Genomic DNA, 16,664 nt, shown 5'->3' with positions numbered 1-16,664 from the left:
ACACGCTGATGGGCCTATTCGAGCTTTCGCAGACCGGCAGCGCCGTGGTGACTTTGACTGTCGTGGTCATAATGTTTGTGTTGTTCTTGCGCGAAACCTTTCCAACCGAAGTGGTCGCTATAACCGGTGCAGCGCTGATGCTGGGCCTTGGCGTTTTGCCCTACGAAAAGGCACTCGCGGTCTTGTCCAATCCCGCCCCGTGGACCATCGCTGCAATGTTTATCATCATGGGGGCCTTGGTGCGCACTGGTGCGCTTGAGGCGTTCACCGGCCTTGCCGATCGCACCGCCAAAACCAATCCGGCGCTGGCCATCGCAATGCTGATGACGTTTGTGGTTCTGGCCTCGGCGATTGTGTCCAACACGCCGGTGGTTGTGGTGATGATCCCGGTGTTCATTCAGCTGGCTAAAACCATGGGTGTGTCTTCATCCAAGCTGTTGATCCCGCTCAGTTATGCCGCGATCTTGGGTGGTACGTTAACCTTGATCGGGACATCGACCAACCTATTGGTGGATGGTGTAGCGCGGGCCCAAGGGCTCGAAGGGTTCTCGATTTTCGAGGTCACGCCGCTGGGCATTATTCTGGTCATTTGGGGCATGATTTACCTGCGTTTCATCGCGCCACAACTGCTGCCAGATCGGGAAAGCATGGCCGACTTGCTGTCTGACCGCAGCCGGATGAAGTTCTTTACCGAGGCCGTGATCCCGCCTGAATCCAACCTGATCGGGCGGGAGGTCACTGGCGTTCAGCTGTTCAAACGTGACGGTGTGCGCCTGATTGATGTGGTCCGCGGCGACCAATCCCTGCGGCGCAATTTGCAAGGCGTGGAGCTGGCCGTCGGGGACCGCGTGGTTTTGCGCACTCAGATCACGGAATTGCTTAGCCTACAGCGCAACAAAGAACTCAAGCGCGTCGATCAGGTGTCGGCCGTTGAAACCTCAACCGTCGAGGCATTGATAACACCGGGGTGCAAAATGATCGGGCGTTCGCTCGGGTCGCTGCGGCTGCGTCGACGGTTCGGCGTGTATCCATTGGCCGTGCATCGGCGCAACCAGAACATCGGGCGGCAACTAGATGATCTGGTGGTCAAAGTCGGCGACACGCTATTGCTCGAAGGGGCACCTGCCGACATTCAAAAGCTGTCGATCGAGATGGAAATGGTGGATGTTTCCAAACCGTCAGGCCGCGCGTTTCGCCGCAGTCACGCGCCTATCGCGATTGCCGGTTTGATCGCGATTGTTGGACTGGCTGCATTTGGTGTCGCCCCGATCTTGCTGCTGTCTATTTTGGCGGTGTCGTTGGTGCTGATCACCCGCTGCATCGACGCAGAAGAGGCGTTCTCCTTTGTGGATGGTCGCCTGTTGGCGCTGATCTTTTCGATGCTGGCCATTGGGGCCGCGCTCGAGGCATCTGGCGCTGTCGCGCTGATCGTTGATTTTATCGCGCCGGCCTTGGGTGTTTTGCCACCATTTTTGATCGTCTGGGCGATCTATTTGCTGACGTCGGTACTGACCGAATTGGTGTCCAACAATGCAGTTGCTGTGGTCGTGACGCCGATTGCGATTGGCCTTGCCTCGGCTTTGGGCATTGACCCGCGACCGCTGGTTGTGGCGGTGATGGTCGCCGCGTCAGCCAGTTTTGCGACGCCCATCGGGTATCAAACCAACATGCTGGTGTATGGTCCGGGGGGCTACAAATTCACTGATTTTATGCGTGTCGGCATTCCGCTGAACCTGAGCATCGGAATCCTTGCATCTGCCGTTATTCCGCTGCTCTGGCCGTTCTAAATCATGCGGATTTTCATGATTGGTGCGTCAGGGACGGCAGGCCACGCCACCGCGCAAGGGTTGATCGATGCGGGTCACGACGTTGTCTGTTTTCTGCGCCTGTCAAGCACGTTAAACCTACCCGGGGCCACACGACGAAACGGTGACGTAAACGACCTTGGTTCCCTTCAAAATGATGGTTTTCGAGGCGAAAATTTTGATGCAGTTGTGTCCTGCCTTGCCTCGCGCAGTGGCACGCCCACCGATGCGTGGCTGATCGACCACAAGGCCCATATGAACGTGCTTGAGGCCGCGAAAAATTCGAAAATTCAACACTTTGTCCTGATGTCTGCGATCTGTGTGCAAAAGCCCAAGCTGGCCTTTCAACACGCCAAACTTGCGTTTGAAACTGCGCTGATCACCAGCGGTTTAAACTATTCCATTGTGCGCCCAACTGCTCTGTTCAAATCCCTTTCAGGGCAGCTCGATCGGCTTCGCGCAGGCAAACCGTTCCTGGTTTTCGGTGATGGTGCGTTGACTGCGTGCAAGCCAATCAGCGATGCGGATTTGGGGCGGTTCATGGCCGACTGCCTCACAGACAAAACCCGTCATAACCGGATTTTGCCAATCGGCGGACCGGGACCAGCGATCACACCACGTGATCAGGCCAAAGCGCTGTTCGAAATGTTGGGGCAAGAACCGCGCATCCGCCATGTCCCAGTGGCCGTGATGGGTGCTATTGTAACCGGATTGTCGATTGCCGGACGGGCCTTTCCGAACCTTGCGGCAAAGGCAGATTTTGCGCGCATCGGGCATTATTACGCAACGGAATCGATGCTGGTATGGGATGGCACGCGCTATGAAGCAGACGCCACGCCGGAAACCGGACGCGACACTTTGTTCGACTATTATCGTACTTTGATTGAACAGGACGCGTCAGCGGAACGCGGCGATCATTCGGTGTTCTAAGCGATAGATTTGGACCGACCGGCATTTCGACCTGAGAAAATACAGCCGCCCAAGAACGTACCCTCAAGCGCGTTGTAGCCGTGATAACCGCCGCCGCCAAAACCCGCGACTTCGCCTGCTGCAAACAACCCCGGCACCACGTGCCCGTCTGCGCCGATCATGCGACTGTCCAAATCCGTGTGCAATCCGCCCAGCGTTTTACGGGTCAAAACATGCAATTTCACCGCGATCAGCGGCCCGTTCTTTGGGTCCAGTATTTTGTGCGGTTTCGCCACACGCACCAGCCGATCACCGCGGTAATTTCGCGCCGCATGAATGGCCATCAATTGCGCGTCTTTGGTGAACGGGTTGTCGACTTGGCTGTCGCGCGCTTCGATCTGGCTGCGCAATTTATCGGCGTCGATCAAGTCACCCTCGGCGATGTTGTTCATGCCTTGGACCAGTTCTTCGAGCGTGTTTGCCACGACAAAATCTTCGCCTTTTTCTTTGAACGCCTCAACTGGCTTTGGGGCACCGCCGCCCGACAACAGCCGCGCTTTGATGACCTCCAGCCATTTTTTCGACGTCAAATCAGGGTTTTGTTCGGACCCTGACAGCGCGAATTCTTTTTCGATGATTTTTTGGGTCAGCACGAACCAGCTGTAGTCATAGCCGGTCGACAAGATTTCCCTGAGCGAGGTCATGCTGTCGAATCCGGGCAAGTTTGGCGGGGCAAAGCGGTTGCCTGTCGCGTCAAACCACATGGACGACGGACCGGGCAAAATGCGGATGCCGTGCGCGGGCCAGATCGGGTCCCAGTTTTTGACGCCTTCGGTGTAGTGCCACATGCGGTCGCCGTTGATGACGTGGCCGCCGGCGGTCTCGGAAATAGCGATCATGCGTCCGTCGACGTGCGCCGGAACACCGGCGACCATTTCCTTGGGGGCGGGGCCCAGGCGGTCCGTTGGCCAGACCTTGCGCACCATTTCAAAGTTGCCGCCGATGCCGCCGGATGTGACGATGACCGACGGCGATCGCAAGGAAAAATCGCCCACGACATCTCGGTTGGTGGGGTGACCGCGCAGGGCAGTGTCGTCGGCCAGCACCGTGCCGCTCACACCCTTGGCCGCCCCGTTTTCCATCTCGATCCGGTCGACTTGGTGGCGGAACTTGAACGTGATCAAACCGGCTTTTTCATGCTCCAGACACCGGCGCGCAAATTGCTCGACAATACCCTCGCCAGTGCCCCATGTGACATGGAATCGCGGCACCGAATTGCCGTGCCCGTCTGCAAACGATCCACCGCGTTCTGCCCAGCCGACAACCGGAAACCAACGGTGTCCCATTTTGTGCAACCAAGGGCGCATATCGCCGGCGGCAAAATCCAGATAGGCCTCGGCCCATTTGCGCGGCATTGCGTCCTCGGGGCGGTCAAATTGGGCTGATCCCATCCAGTCGTTCAGGGCCAGCTCGGGGCTGTCTTTGATGCCCATACGCCGCTGTTCTGGTGTGTCGATCATGAACAATCCGCCCAAGGACCAGAACGCTTGCCCCCCTAGAAAATGGCGGGGTTCTTGGTCCAGGACGATCACGGATTTACCGCGATCTGCGAGCTCGGCAGCGGCAGTCAAACCTGACAGACCACCTCCTACAACGATTGCATCTGCTTGATCCATATCAGTTTTCCTATTTGTTACGGTACCAAACCACGAACGGTGCCGCGACCAAATACATCAAGATGCCGTAGACGGCAGACGGCAGTGCCATGGTCGAAAACCCTGAGGCTTGACCGGAAATGATGGCGGCCAGTGTGATACCAAGCGTGGCGTTTTGCACGCCTGTTTCGACCGAGATCGTTTTGACCTCGTTCCAGATCAATCCAGCCCCAAAGGCGACGGCAAGGCCCAACACCATCAGCGCGACATTCAAGGTGATCAGGGCAGGGCCTAGGGTTGCCAAGTTACTTACGAAAACATCCCAGTTTCCAGCCAAAGCGGCCAAGACAATAACGACAAAAAGGATCGTGGCTGCACGCGACAAGATCGGTTCTGCACGCACCGCAAACGCAGGTGCGAAATGGCGAATGGTGATCCCGATCAAGACCGGCAAAGTGGTGATCAGGAACATCGCGATTGCCAATTCGGTCACCGTGATCGCGGGCGCATCCGCACCCATAAAGTGCACCACCGACCATGCGGCCAAAAACGGCACAGTCAGGATCGACAGCAGGCTGATGACGGCCGTCAAAGACACCGAAAGTGCGACATCGCCTTTGGCCAGTTTGGTGATCATATTGCTGGTCACGCCGCCCGGACAAAAGGACAGCAGCATGAACCCGACGGCCAGTTCGCCGGGCAGGTTGAACAGGCGCACAACAATGTAGGCCGTCAGTGGCAACAAGATCACTTGCGCGCCGGCCCCGATGGCAAAGGCTTGGATGCGGTTCAGCACGCGGCGAAAATCGCCGAACGTCAGGCCGATGCCCAGCGACAGCATGATAAAGGCCAGCGCCAGTGGCAAAACCACGTTGATAAGAGTGTCCATTGATGTCCCCCGTTTTCACGCAAGCTACGCGTGGGGCGGGGTCTTGCGCAAGGAAATGCGCGATTGACCTTTGGTCAAAGTGGCCAGAACACCAAAATGGCAGGGATGGAAACGGCAACCACAATGATTTCCAACGGCAGGCCGATACGCCAGTAATCGCCAAAGCTATACCCACCGGGGCCAAGGATCAGCGTGTTGTTCTTGTGCCCGATGGGGGTCAGAAACGCTGATGAAGCGGCAACCGCAACGGCCATCAGGAACGGGTCGGGCGACACGTCCAGCGTCTGTGCCATCTGGATGCCGACAGGGGCTGCGACGATTGTGGTGGCCGTGTTGTTCAGCACGTCTGACAGCGTCATGGTCACGATCATCAAAACGGTCAGGATCACCCATGCAGGCAATCCGTCGGTCCAGCCGATCAGCTTGCCCGAGATCAACTCAGTGCCACCTGACGCCTCTAGGGCCGCCCCCAACGGGATCATCGACCCGAGCAGCACAATCACCGGCCATTCGATGTGTGTGTAAAGTTCGGACAACGGCACGATTTTGGTCAGCACATAGGCGACAACCACCAGACCCAACGCAATGGGCAGATAGATCAGACCAAAACTGGCGGCGGCGACCGCACCGGCAAACATGCCAATGGCCATCCAAACTTTGGAATTTTCCGTCACAGCCAGACCACGATCCGCCAGAGGCAGGCAGCCCAACCAAACCGTCACGTCCGGGCCAGTATCGCGTGGAACCAACAGCAACAAGATGTCGCCCGCGCGGATCGGGGTCTTGCGGATCTGGTTTTTGACGGCTTGTCCGTTGCGCGAAATGCCCATCAAGACAGCGTTTTGGCGCCACGCAAGGCCTACCGTTTCGGCGGTACGATCTACCAGACGGCTGGTTTCGGTCACGACAATTTCGATCACTTCGACGCCGTCACCGCCAGCGGTCAAACGTTCTGTGCGTTCGGTGTCGGACAGGGCCAGATCAAGGGCTGTGCGGAATTCATCCAGCGCATCGGGCGTGGCCTCTAGCACGAGTGTGTCGCCGGCGCGCAAGGTTGCATTGCGGGCTTGGCCATAGCGGCGCTTGCCGTCGCGGATCAAACCGATCACCGCGACATCGGTTTTTTCGGCATCTTTGTCCAGCTCGGCCAAACGCTTGCCGATGTGTTTGCTGTCGTCAGGCACGGTCAGCTCGGCGATGTACTGCGACAGGTCTTCGGCCGCTGACCCTTTGTCGTCGCGCGCAGGGATCAGGCGCCAGCCAACAAGGGCCACAAACGTTAGACCCGCGATAGCCGCGATGCCACCAACGGGCGCAAAATCGAACATCTTGAACGGCGCGCCAAGGCTTTCTTCGCGGATGGCGGCGATGATGATGTTGGGGGGCGTGCCGATCAACGTGACCATGCCCCCAAGGATCGTTGCAAAGCTTAGCGGCATCAGCGACAGGCCTGGACTGCGACCGGCTTTGCGCGCGGTCTGGATGTCGACGGGCATCAACAGCGCAAGGGCCGCGACGTTGTTCATGAAGGCGGACAAGATGCCGCCAACGGCCCCCATCAATGCAATGTGCGCGCCCAAGGACCGGCTGGCATCTACCAGCGTGCGCGTAATCAAGAAGACAGCGCCCGAGCGTACCAAACCTGCCGAGACCACCAAAACCAAGGCAACAACCAGCGTCGCAGGGTGGCCAAAGCCGGAAAACGCTTCTTTTTCGGGGACAACGCCCAGCATGACGCCTGCAACAAGGGCTGAAAACGCGACAATATCGTAGCGAAATCTGCCCCACAAAAGCAAAGCAAAGACGGCACCGAACAGTGAAAACAGGATGATTTGATCTTGGGTCATTTGGGCAATCTATGCCTCGCCCCGTGCAGGTGCCAGCGCTAATTAGGGGGAAAATTCGTGCGAAAGGGCTGCGGGCTTGCGCGCATAGGGTTGCTTGGCCTATAGCCCATGCCAAACATATCAGACACATTAACGTTCGGAGGCTCTGATGGCAGGCCACTCAAAATGGGCAAATATTCAACACCGCAAGGGGCGTCAGGACAAACTGCGCGCCAAGTTGTTCTCGAAAATGGCAAAGGAAATCACCGTTGCCGCGAAAATGGGCGACCCTGATCCCGATAAAAACCCGCGTCTGCGTATGGCCGTCAAAGAGGCTAAGTCGAGCTCGGTTCCTAAGGACGTGATCGACCGCGCGATCAAGAAATCGCAAGCCGGCGAGGGCGAAGATTACGAAGAGATCCGCTACGAAGGCTATGGCCCCAATGGCGTGGCTGTGATCGTCGAGGCGATGACCGATAACCGCAATCGCACGGCCTCAGTTGTGCGCTCGACCTTTACAAAATGTGGCGGCAATCTGGGTGAAACCGGCAGCGTCGGGTTCATGTTTGATCGCAAAGGTGCCGTGTCTTACGGCGTTTCTGTGGGCGATGCGGACACCGTGATGATGGCCGCAATCGAGGCTGGTGCCGAAGATGTCGAAAGCTCAGAAGACGGGCACGTCGTGTGGTGTGCGGACACGGATCTGAACGAGGTTTCAACCTCGCTTGAGGCGGAACTGGGCGAATCCGACAGCACCAAGCTGGTCTGGAAGCCAACCATCACAACCGAGATGGACCTTGAGGGCATGGAAAAGCTGATGCGTCTGATCGATGCATTGGAGGATGACGATGACGTTCAACGTGTCACGACAAACTTTGATGCCAGCGACGAAGTGATGGAGCAGTTGGGCTAAACGACCACTGCGATCTCGAGAAACGAAAAAACCCTCTGCCGTCAGGTCAGAGGGTTTTTTTATGAAATCACAAATGCTTAGGCCATCTTAGCCAAACAATGCGCGCGCAAATCCGCCAAGGCCACCACCTGAACGGCAGGGCGTTTGTGTGGCCTTTGCGTTTTTGCGACGTACCCGGCGCAGCACGGATTTTAGCTCGTTCAGGCGGACTTTGGCGGTGTTGTTCCCGCTGGCCCGGCTTTGAACGGCCAAGATTTTCTCTTGGGTATGCAAGGCAGACTCGATCAAATCCAGATCGTGTTCACTGAAATCTACGCAGTTTTTTGTCTCTAACATTTCGCGGCGTCCTTGCTTTGGCTTCCCCTTTATATGGGCAGTCCAAAGGGATACGCCAATGACCTTGCATCAGATCACCGTGAAAAAAGTGTAACAATCATTTTTTCGCCGACACAGCGCAAGTTTCGATTGATGTCGCATGGGGCAGGGCATAGCCATCAGAGGTCGATTTTGAACTGGCATTTGTATGTATTCCTTGTTTTCCGGCTTTGCCGTCAGCTTTTCTCTGATCCTCGCGGTTGGGGCGCAAAACGCATTTGTGCTGCGCCAGGGGTTGCGGCGCGCACACGTGTTCTGGATCGCATTGGCGTGCAGCGTGCTGGATGCGATTTTGATATGTGCGGGCATCTTGGGCTTCGGAGCCTTAGCGACAGCCGCCCCGTGGTTCGAAACTGTGTTGTTGTGGGGCGGCGCCGCGTTTTTGATCTGGTATGGCTGGCAAAACGCCAAATCAGCGTGGCGCGGTGGCAACGCCCTTGAGGCCGCGACGGACGATGCGCAAACCCTGCGCCAAGCCTTGACCACATTGGCCGCCTTGTCGCTGCTGAACCCGCATCTTTACCTGGACACGGTGGTGTTCGTCGGCTCGATTTCGGCCCAGTATGACAACCAACTGGCGTTCGGGATCGGGGCTGTCGTCGCGAGTTTCACATTCTTCTTTAGCCTGAGCTATGGGGCGCGGTTGTTGCGCCCGCTGTTTGCCAATCCGCGCGCGTGGCAAGTGCTGGATGGGGGTATTGCGTTGATAATGTGGGCGATTGCCGCAAAGTTATTGTTGTCCTAGCTTGCAGCCCTTGCGCGTTTCAGTGTTGATAGCAAAATGAACCCAACAACCACGCCCCGCCCCATGGTTGGCATCTTTTGGATGCTGACGACAGGATTGTTTTTTGTCGCTGTGACAGCGTTGGTCAAATGGATGGGCCCTGGCATGCCGCCGGCGCAATCTGCGTTTTTGCGCTACTTGCTCGGCTTGGTGTTCTTGTTGCCGATGATCAATGATTTGCGATCGGCGACAGTGACGAAACGCCAATGGAAGCTGTTCGGTCTGCGCGGGTTTTTCCACGCCTTCGGGGTGATGCTGTGGTTTTTTGCGATGACCCGCATTCCGATCGCCGAGGTCACCGCGATGAACTATCTCGCGCCGGTTTACGTGACGATTGGGGCGGCGATTTTCCTCGGGGAAAAACTGGCGTTGCGCCGGATTATGGCGGTGATCATCGCCCTGCTTGGGGCGGCAATCATCCTGCGCCCCGGCTTTCGCGAGGTCCACCCGGGCCATCTCGCGATGCTGATTGCAGCCGTCGTTTTTGCAGGGTCGTATTTGCTGGCCAAAGTCCTCGCGGACGAGGTGAAACCGACCGTGGTCGTTGCCATGCTGTCGCTGTTTGTGACGCTGGCATTGGCCCCGTTCGCCTTTGCCAATTGGGTCAGCCCTAGTTGGTCAGATCTGGGAATTCTGCTGGTCGTCGCGATGTTTGCCCAAGCAGGGCATTACACCATGACGCTGGCCTTTGCCGCCGCACCCGTGACCGTGACCCAGCCGATTACGTTTTTGCAATTGGTGTGGGCGACGTTGCTGGGTCTGCTGGTGTTCGCGGAACCTGTTGATATCTGGGTGGTAATTGGCGGCGTCGTGATCCTTGCGTCCGTCACTTTCATCACATGGCGCGAGGCCACGCTCAAGCGATCCCCCATCACACCACCCACAAACGCGACCAAAGTTTAACGGCACATGTTTTTTATTGATTGACGAGACAATATCCCCGTGGTTACCGTTCCCCAAGTTTTCAAGGGGGGCCATGATGCCAAAACTCGGGATGGAGCCAATCCGCCGCTCAGCGCTGGTGCAGGCCACGATTGCTGAAATTGGTGCGGCGGGGCATCTGGATGTGACTGTCGGTCAGATCGCAAAACGGGCCGGTATGTCGACCGCTTTGGCGCACCACTATTTCGGTGGAAAAGACCAGATTTTCCTTGCTGCGATGCGCCACATTCTGCGCGAATTCGGGGCCGAAGTGCGCGCAGCCCTCGCCGCTGCCCGCACGCCCTATGCGCGCGCCAGTGCAATTATCGAGGCCAGCTTTGCGCCGTCGTGTTTCGATCCATCCATCATCAGTGCGTGGATGACGCTGTATTCAGGCGCGCAAACGCAGCCCGAAACCAAACGATTGCTCAAGCTCTACCAGTGGCGCTTGCATTCAAACCTGACCCATGCGCTGCGCCCGCTGAGCGCTGATCCGACCACAGATGCACAAACGCTGGCCGCCCTGATCGACGGGCTGTATCTGCGGGCGGCCTTGTCGCGGGGGTGCGATGCGACCGAGGCCAAAAACAGCGCCCTGCGCGCGCTTAATATGATGATCGGACGCCACCCATGACCCAACCCAATATCCTGATCCTGATGGTCGACCAATTGAACGGCACGCTGTTTCCCGACGGGCCAGCGGACTGGCTGCACGCGCCGAATTTGAAAAAACTGGCGGCGAAATCCACGCGGTTTCAGAACGCCTACACAGCATCGCCATTGTGCGCGCCGGGGCGGGCGGCGTTTATGTCGGGACAGTTGCCATCGGCCACGGGTGTCTATGACAACGCGGCCGAGTTCACTTCGTCGATTCCAACCTACGCCCACCATTTGCGCCGCGCGGGCTATCAAACCTGCCTGTCAGGCAAGATGCATTTTGTCGGCCCTGACCAGATGCACGGGTTCGAGGAACGATTGACCACCGACATTTATCCGGCTGATTTCGGCTGGACGCCGGATTACCGCAAACCGGGTGAACGCATCGATTGGTGGTACCACAACATGGGCTCGGTCACGGGGGCTGGGGTTGCCGAAATCAGCAACCAGATGGAATACGACGACGAGGTTGCCTACAACGCCACCCGCAAGATTTACGATCTGTCGCGTGGCAAAGACGAGCGCCCTTGGTGCCTGACCGTCAGCTTTACCCACCCGCATGACCCGTATGTGACCCGCAAGAAATACTGGGACCTCTACGAGGATTGCGAGCATCTGTTGCCCACGGTTCCGGCCATCCCGTACGAGGATCAAGATACCCATTCCAAGCGTATCTTTGATGCAAATGACTGGCGCAGTTTTGACATTTCTGAAACAGACATCAAACGCTCGCGCCGCGCTTATTTCTCCAACATTAGCTATCTGGATGATAAGGTCGGCGAGGTGCTCGAGGCGCTAGAAGCATCCCGCCAAGAGGCGATCATCATCTTTGTCTCCGATCACGGCGACATGCTGGGGGAACGCGGTCTTTGGTTCAAAATGTCGTTCTATGAGGGCTCATCGCGCGTGCCGATGATGATTTGTGCACCTGACATGGAACCGGGCCTGATCACCACGCCAGTGTCCAACATCGACGTTTGCCCGACGTTGTGCGATCTTGCTGGCGTGTCCATGGCCGAGGTTGAACCCTGGACCACGGGCCAATCGGTCAAACCCATGGGGCAGGGTGTCGAGCGCACTGAACCCGTTGCGATGGAATATGCGGCCGAGGCATCCTATGCGCCGATGGTGTCGTTGCGCTATGGTAAATGGAAGTACAATCGCTGTGCGCTGGACCCGGATCAACTGTTCGATCTGGAAAATGACCCGCACGAGTTAACCAACTTGGCCGATGTGCCTGCGCACAAAGGTACGTTGGATCAGCTTCGTGCGAAATCCGAAGCGCGCTGGGATCTTGATAAATACGACGCCGAAGTCCGAGTTAGCCAAGCCCGCCGGTGGGTCGTCTACGAGGCCCTGCGCGAGGGCGGCTATTATCCATGGGACTACCAACCGCTGCAAAAAGCATCCGAACGCTACATGCGCAACCACATGGATTTGAACAACGTTGAAGACGATGCGCGGTTCCCAAGAGGGGAATAGTCAAACGTGCTAAATAAAACCTGAAACGGGCAAAAAGAGAGGGACTTTTTATGATGACATCTATTATCTCGTTCGGAGTATTGCTGGCGTTCGCGCTGGTGATCTTCTGCACCATCAAGTGGTGGAATTTGCGGCTGATCGGGCCCACGCCTGTTGGGCTATTCACCTTTATCGCTATTTTGTTCACGTCCGGTTTGGACGTTGGTTTGATCATGTTTCCGCTGGCGTTTGACTATCCGCTTTATGCGGATGTGGCGACCGAACCAGCCTACGGCTTCACCAACCCACTGGCGCTGGAATTCGGCTTTTGGGGCTTTCTGATCTGGGCGTTCTATTTCCTGACGGCGTTCTATTTCTGTGCCATCGAACCACGCGTTGGTTTCTTTAAAATTCCTGTGGTCAAGCTGCTGAACAACATCGTTATCATCACGACCTGCGCATTCACCGGCGCGTTGTTCCTGATTTACATGCCCTACTACATTGCCGAAGTCGGTGACGGCGACACAATTTTACCGGCGTTCTACATCATCGCATTCTTGGTGATCTTGGTGGCTGTTTTGTCTTCAACCGACATCAAATACGTTAAGGTTTTGTCGGTCGCCTCGACCTTCCTGTTCCTCGCGCTGATCGCGTTTATGTGGATCAACGCAGGCATGGGGATCGGTGAATTTGCAAGCACGGCCAGTAACGTTGGCGGCTATTTTGCGAACATTCACAAGTTCATCGTACCGCTGACGGATTACCACGAATTCTACCTGTTCTGGTGGTTTGCTTGGTCAATCATGATCGGGCAGTTCACCTCGCGCTTTATCGGTGGTTTGACCACGTGGCAGCTGCTGGCGGCCTTGTTGGTGATCCCGTCTATCCCGCTGGCGCTGTGGTTTTCGGTGCTGTATTTCTACCACCTGGAAAGTATCCCAACCGCTGGCATTGCGAACTGGGCCATGACGATTGTCGGCATCACCTTTGTGATCAACTCGTTTGACTCGTTGATCCGTCTGTACACCGACAACCTCAGCCTGACGGTCGAACGTTGGGGCAAAGCGGCCTACGTCGGCGGCAACACCATCGTGCTGTTTGTGCTGACGCTGTTGTTCCAAAGCCAATGGTTGCAAATCCAGTGGGTCGGCACGGTGGTGATCGCGCTCTACGTCGGGTGCTTGGGCTACATTGCCTTTGCCAAGCGTGATGCGTTGTCTGGCATCACGTCAACGGGATCTGTTCCCGCAGAATAAATCATTGCGGGCCGCGCCAATCGGATTGGTGCGGCCTTTTTCATCTTACAAAACAACTCCCGCCGGAGGCGAAAGACCTAAATGACCTATCCAACGCAACCCACCGCCAGCCACTTCATCAACGGTCAATACGTCGAAGACACCGCCGGCACGCCATTTGATGTGATCTATCCTGCCACGGGCGCAAAGATCGCAACGATCCATTCCGCGACCCCTGCGATCATCGACCAAGCATTGGCCGCCGCCAAAGCCGCGCAACCCGCATGGGCCGCGATGACCGGAACAGAACGCGGCCGTATCATGCGCCGCGCCTCTGAAATCATGCGCGAACGCAACCACGACCTGTCGGTTTTGGAAACCTTTGACACGGGTAAACCCTATCAAGAAACCTCCGTTGTTGATGCGACCAGCGGGGCGGACGCGCTGGAATATTTTGGCGGCATGGCTGCGACCTTGACCGGCGAACACATCCAACTGGGCGAAGACTGGGTCTACACCCGCCGCGAAGCGTTGGGCGTTTGCGTCGGCATCGGTGCGTGGAACTACCCCACGCAAATCGCCTGCTGGAAAGGCGCACCTGCGCTGGCCTGCGGCAATTCCGTTGTGTTCAAACCCTCCGAAACCACACCGCTGTGCGCCTTGAAAGTCGCCGAAATTCTGCATGAAGCAGGCCTGCCTGCGGGCCTCTACAACGTTGTTCAGGGCTTGGGTGATGTGGGCGCGGCACTGGTCACAGACGACCGCGTCGATAAGGTTTCACTCACCGGATCAGTCCCGACCGGCAAAAAAGTGTACGCGGCAGCAGCAGCTGGCATCAAACACGTCACGATGGAACTGGGCGGCAAATCCCCGATGATCGTGTTCGAGGATGCAGACATTGAAAACGCGGTCAGCGGTGCGATTTTGGGCAACTTCTATTCCTCCGGTCAGGTCTGTTCCAACGGCACCCGCGTGTTCGTGCACACATCGATCAAAGAGGCATTTCTGAAACGTCTGTCCGAACGCCTTGCCACCGCCGTGATTGGCGACCCCCAAGACCCCGCCACCAGCTTTGGCCCAATGGTCAGCCAGCGCCAATTGGACATCACGCTGGGCTACATCGAAAAAGGCAAAGCCGAAGGCGCACGCATCACCTACGGCGGCAACCGCTTGGAAAAAGACGGTTTTTACATCGAACCAACAGTGTTTGCAGACGTCACAGACGACATGACAATCGCACGCGAAGAAATTTTTGGCCCCGTCATGGCAGTCCTTGATTTCGAGGACGAAGCAGACGTGATGGCGCGCGCCAACGACACAGAATTCGGGTTGGCCGCAGGCGTATTTACCAAAGACATCAGCCGCGCGCACCGTGTTGCGGCCAACTTTGAAGCGGGCACTTGCTACATCAACACCTACAACGACGCGCCGGTCGAGGCTCCGTTTGGCGGTTCCAAACAGTCCGGTGTGGGCCGTGAAAATTCCAAGGCGGCGATCAACCATTATTCCCAATTGAAATCCGTCTATGTGCGCATGGGTGACGTCGAGGCTCCGTTTTAAATGAATGCAGATTATGTAATTGTGGGGGCGGGCAGTGCGGGTTGCGCCATTGCTTACCGTTTGGCCGAGGCGGGCGAATCCGTACTGGTCATCGAACACGGTGGAACCGACGCTGGTCCGCTGATCCAGATGCCTGCCGCGCTGTCGTATCCGATGAACATGAAGCGGTACGATTGGGGCTACGAATCCGAACCGGAACCGCATTTGAGGGGGCGTAAACTGGCCTGTCCGCGCGGCAAAGTCATCGGTGGTTCGTCGTCGATCAACGGCATGGTCTATGTGCGCGGTCACGCCAAAGATTTCGATCACTGGGCCGAAAGCGGCGCTGACGGTTGGTCGTACGCCGACGTGCTGCCTTACTACAAACGCATGGAAAACTGGGACGATAACGGGCACGGCGGCGACGCTGAATGGCGCGGCACTGACGGACCACTGCACGTCACCCGAGGCCCCCGCAACAATCCGTTGTTCAAGGCCTTTGTCGAGGCTGGAAAACAAGCAGGCTATGAGGCAACAGAGGATTACAACGGCCAAAAACAAGAGGGCTTTGGCCCGATGGAGCAAACCGTTTTCAATGGCCGTCGTTGGTCTGCGGCCAATGCCTATCTGCGCCCCGCGCTAAAGCATGAGAACTGCACGTTGATGAACGGTTTGGTCGACAAAATCATCATCAAGGACGGGCGCGCAACCGGTGTTGCTTTGGCTGGCGGCAAGACCGTCACAGCCAATCGCGAGGTGATCATCGCGGCTTCGTCCATCAATTCGCCCAAGCTGCTGATGCTGTCGGGCATCGGGCCTGCCGCGCACCTGAAGGAACACGGCATCGAGGTGATCGCGGATCGTCCCGGCGTCGGTCAAAACCTGCAAGATCATCTGGAGCTGTACATTCAGATGGCCGCCAGCAAACCGATCACGCTGTACAAACACTGGAACCTGCTGTCCAAAGCAGTGATCGGCGCGCAGTGGCTGTTCCTAAAGACCGGTTTGGGGGCATCGAACCAATTTGAAAGCGCGGCTTTTGTCCGCTCGAAACCCGGTGTTGATTACCCTGACATTCAGTACCATTTTCTGCCAATTGCAGTGCGATACGACGGTCAGGCCGCCGCCGAAGGGCACGGTTTCCAAGCGCACACCGGCCCGATGCGATCGGTGTCTCGCGGCGCGGTCACATTGCGATCCTCTGATCCTGCGGACGCGCCAAAAATCCTGTTCAACTACATGTCTGATCCGTCCGATTGGGAGGATTTCCGCACCTGTATCCGCCTCACGCGCGAGATTTTCGCACAAAAGGCGTTTAAGCCGTTCGTAAAACACGAAATCCAACCCGGTGCCGATGTCGACACAGACGCAGAATTAGATGCGTTTATCTCGGAGCATGTGGAAAGCGCGTATCACCCTTGTGGTTCCTGCAAAATGGGCCGCCGCGATGATCCGATGGCGGTGGTTGACCCGCATGGCGCTGTGATTGGCGTCGAGGGTTTGCGTGTCGCTGACAGCTCGATCTTTCCGCGTATCACCAACGGAAACCTGAACGCGCCGTCGATTATGGTTGGTGAAAAGATGTCAGACCACATTTTGGGGCGTGACCCGTTGCCTAAATCGAACGATGAACCGTGGCTAAATCCCGACTGGGAAACATCCCAAAGGTAAACGGCAAACGTTAACAGCGACCAA

At 57.0% G+C, this 16,664-nt stretch carries 14 protein-coding genes; 10 read left to right on the top strand and 4 right to left on the bottom strand.

The genetic code is table 11. The annotated features are described in order from the left end of the window. The first annotated feature begins 8 nt into the window (after window positions 1–8). Together ACFIO0_RS12200 and ACFIO0_RS12195 are read left to right on the top strand one after the other, a co-directional pair. Window positions 9–1,787, top strand: coding sequence for an SLC13 family permease (locus ACFIO0_RS12200; protein WP_390910669.1), 1,779 nt, complete (start codon window positions 9–11; stop codon window positions 1,785–1,787). Window positions 1,788–1,790: 3 nt separating this feature from the next. Beyond that, complete coding sequence (locus tag ACFIO0_RS12195) at window positions 1,791–2,735, top strand: NAD(P)H-binding protein (protein WP_390910668.1); 945 nt, start codon at window positions 1,791–1,793, stop codon at window positions 2,733–2,735. On the opposite strand, the gene ACFIO0_RS12190 is transcribed toward ACFIO0_RS12195, so the two are convergent. The 3 genes from ACFIO0_RS12190 to ACFIO0_RS12180 form a co-directional block, all read right to left on the bottom strand. Further along, the gene (locus tag ACFIO0_RS12190; RefSeq protein WP_390910667.1) at window positions 2,732–4,390 is read right to left on the bottom strand and encodes an FAD-binding dehydrogenase; all 1,659 of its coding nucleotides are present in this window, start codon (window positions 4,388–4,390) and stop codon (window positions 2,732–2,734) included. The genes ACFIO0_RS12195 and ACFIO0_RS12190 overlap by 4 nt on opposite strands. A gap of 10 nt (window positions 4,391–4,400) precedes the next feature. Then, window positions 4,401–5,258, bottom strand: coding sequence for a bile acid:sodium symporter (locus tag ACFIO0_RS12185; protein ID WP_390910666.1), 858 nt, complete (start codon window positions 5,256–5,258; stop codon window positions 4,401–4,403). A gap of 74 nt (window positions 5,259–5,332) precedes the next feature. Then, window positions 5,333–7,105: an SLC13 family permease gene (locus ACFIO0_RS12180; protein ID WP_390910665.1), complete on the bottom strand. Its 1,773-nt coding sequence runs from the start codon at window positions 7,103–7,105 to the stop codon at window positions 5,333–5,335. Between the two features lie 148 nt (window positions 7,106–7,253). On the opposite strand from ACFIO0_RS12180, the gene ACFIO0_RS12175 reads away from it, so the two are divergent. Then, complete coding sequence (locus ACFIO0_RS12175) at window positions 7,254–7,997, top strand: YebC/PmpR family DNA-binding transcriptional regulator (RefSeq protein ID WP_390910664.1); 744 nt, start codon at window positions 7,254–7,256, stop codon at window positions 7,995–7,997. Window positions 7,998–8,084: 87 nt separating this feature from the next. Here ACFIO0_RS12175 and ACFIO0_RS12170 read toward each other — a convergent pair whose 3' ends face one another. Then, a complete protein-coding gene (locus ACFIO0_RS12170) occupies window positions 8,085–8,333 on the bottom strand; it encodes a hypothetical protein (protein WP_390910663.1) in 249 nt (82 codons plus the stop codon). 187 nt (window positions 8,334–8,520) lie between these two features. Here ACFIO0_RS12170 and ACFIO0_RS12165 point away from each other — a divergent pair, with 187 nt between their 5' ends. The 7 genes from ACFIO0_RS12165 to betA all read left to right on the top strand — a co-directional run bounded on the left by ACFIO0_RS12165 (window position 8,521) and on the right by betA (window position 16,640). Then, the gene (locus ACFIO0_RS12165) at window positions 8,521–9,117 is read left to right on the top strand and encodes a LysE family transporter (RefSeq protein WP_390910662.1); all 597 of its coding nucleotides are present in this window, start codon (window positions 8,521–8,523) and stop codon (window positions 9,115–9,117) included. 36 nt (window positions 9,118–9,153) lie between these two features. Beyond that, complete coding sequence (locus ACFIO0_RS12160) at window positions 9,154–10,059, top strand: EamA family transporter (protein WP_390910661.1); 906 nt, start codon at window positions 9,154–9,156, stop codon at window positions 10,057–10,059. Window positions 10,060–10,135: 76 nt separating this feature from the next. Beyond that, window positions 10,136–10,711, top strand: a complete 576-nt coding sequence (gene betI / locus ACFIO0_RS12155) for a choline-responsive transcriptional repressor BetI (RefSeq protein ID WP_390915335.1) — start codon at window positions 10,136–10,138, stop codon at window positions 10,709–10,711. Continuing rightward, window positions 10,708–12,216: a choline-sulfatase gene (gene betC, locus ACFIO0_RS12150; RefSeq protein ID WP_390910660.1), complete on the top strand. Its 1,509-nt coding sequence runs from the start codon at window positions 10,708–10,710 to the stop codon at window positions 12,214–12,216. The genes betI and betC overlap by 4 nt, the downstream gene beginning before the upstream one ends. A 53-nt stretch (window positions 12,217–12,269) precedes the next feature. Continuing rightward, window positions 12,270–13,451 carry a BCCT family transporter gene (locus ACFIO0_RS12145; protein WP_390915334.1) on the top strand — a complete coding sequence of 394 codons (1,182 nt, stop codon included), beginning with the start codon at window positions 12,270–12,272 and terminating at the stop codon, window positions 13,449–13,451. A gap of 81 nt (window positions 13,452–13,532) precedes the next feature. After that, window positions 13,533–14,990 carry a betaine-aldehyde dehydrogenase gene (gene betB / locus ACFIO0_RS12140; RefSeq protein WP_390910659.1) on the top strand — a complete coding sequence of 486 codons (1,458 nt, stop codon included), beginning with the start codon at window positions 13,533–13,535 and terminating at the stop codon, window positions 14,988–14,990. After that, on the top strand, window positions 14,991–16,640 hold the full coding sequence (gene betA, locus ACFIO0_RS12135; RefSeq protein ID WP_390910658.1) for a choline dehydrogenase: 1,650 nt from the start codon (window positions 14,991–14,993) through the stop codon (window positions 16,638–16,640). Window positions 16,641–16,664 lie beyond the last annotated feature (24 nt).

The organism is Pseudosulfitobacter sp. SM2401 (assembly GCF_042932805.1).
Classification (GTDB): domain Bacteria; phylum Pseudomonadota; class Alphaproteobacteria; order Rhodobacterales; family Rhodobacteraceae; genus Ascidiaceihabitans.
This window is presented reverse-complemented; position numbering and strand designations above follow the sequence as displayed.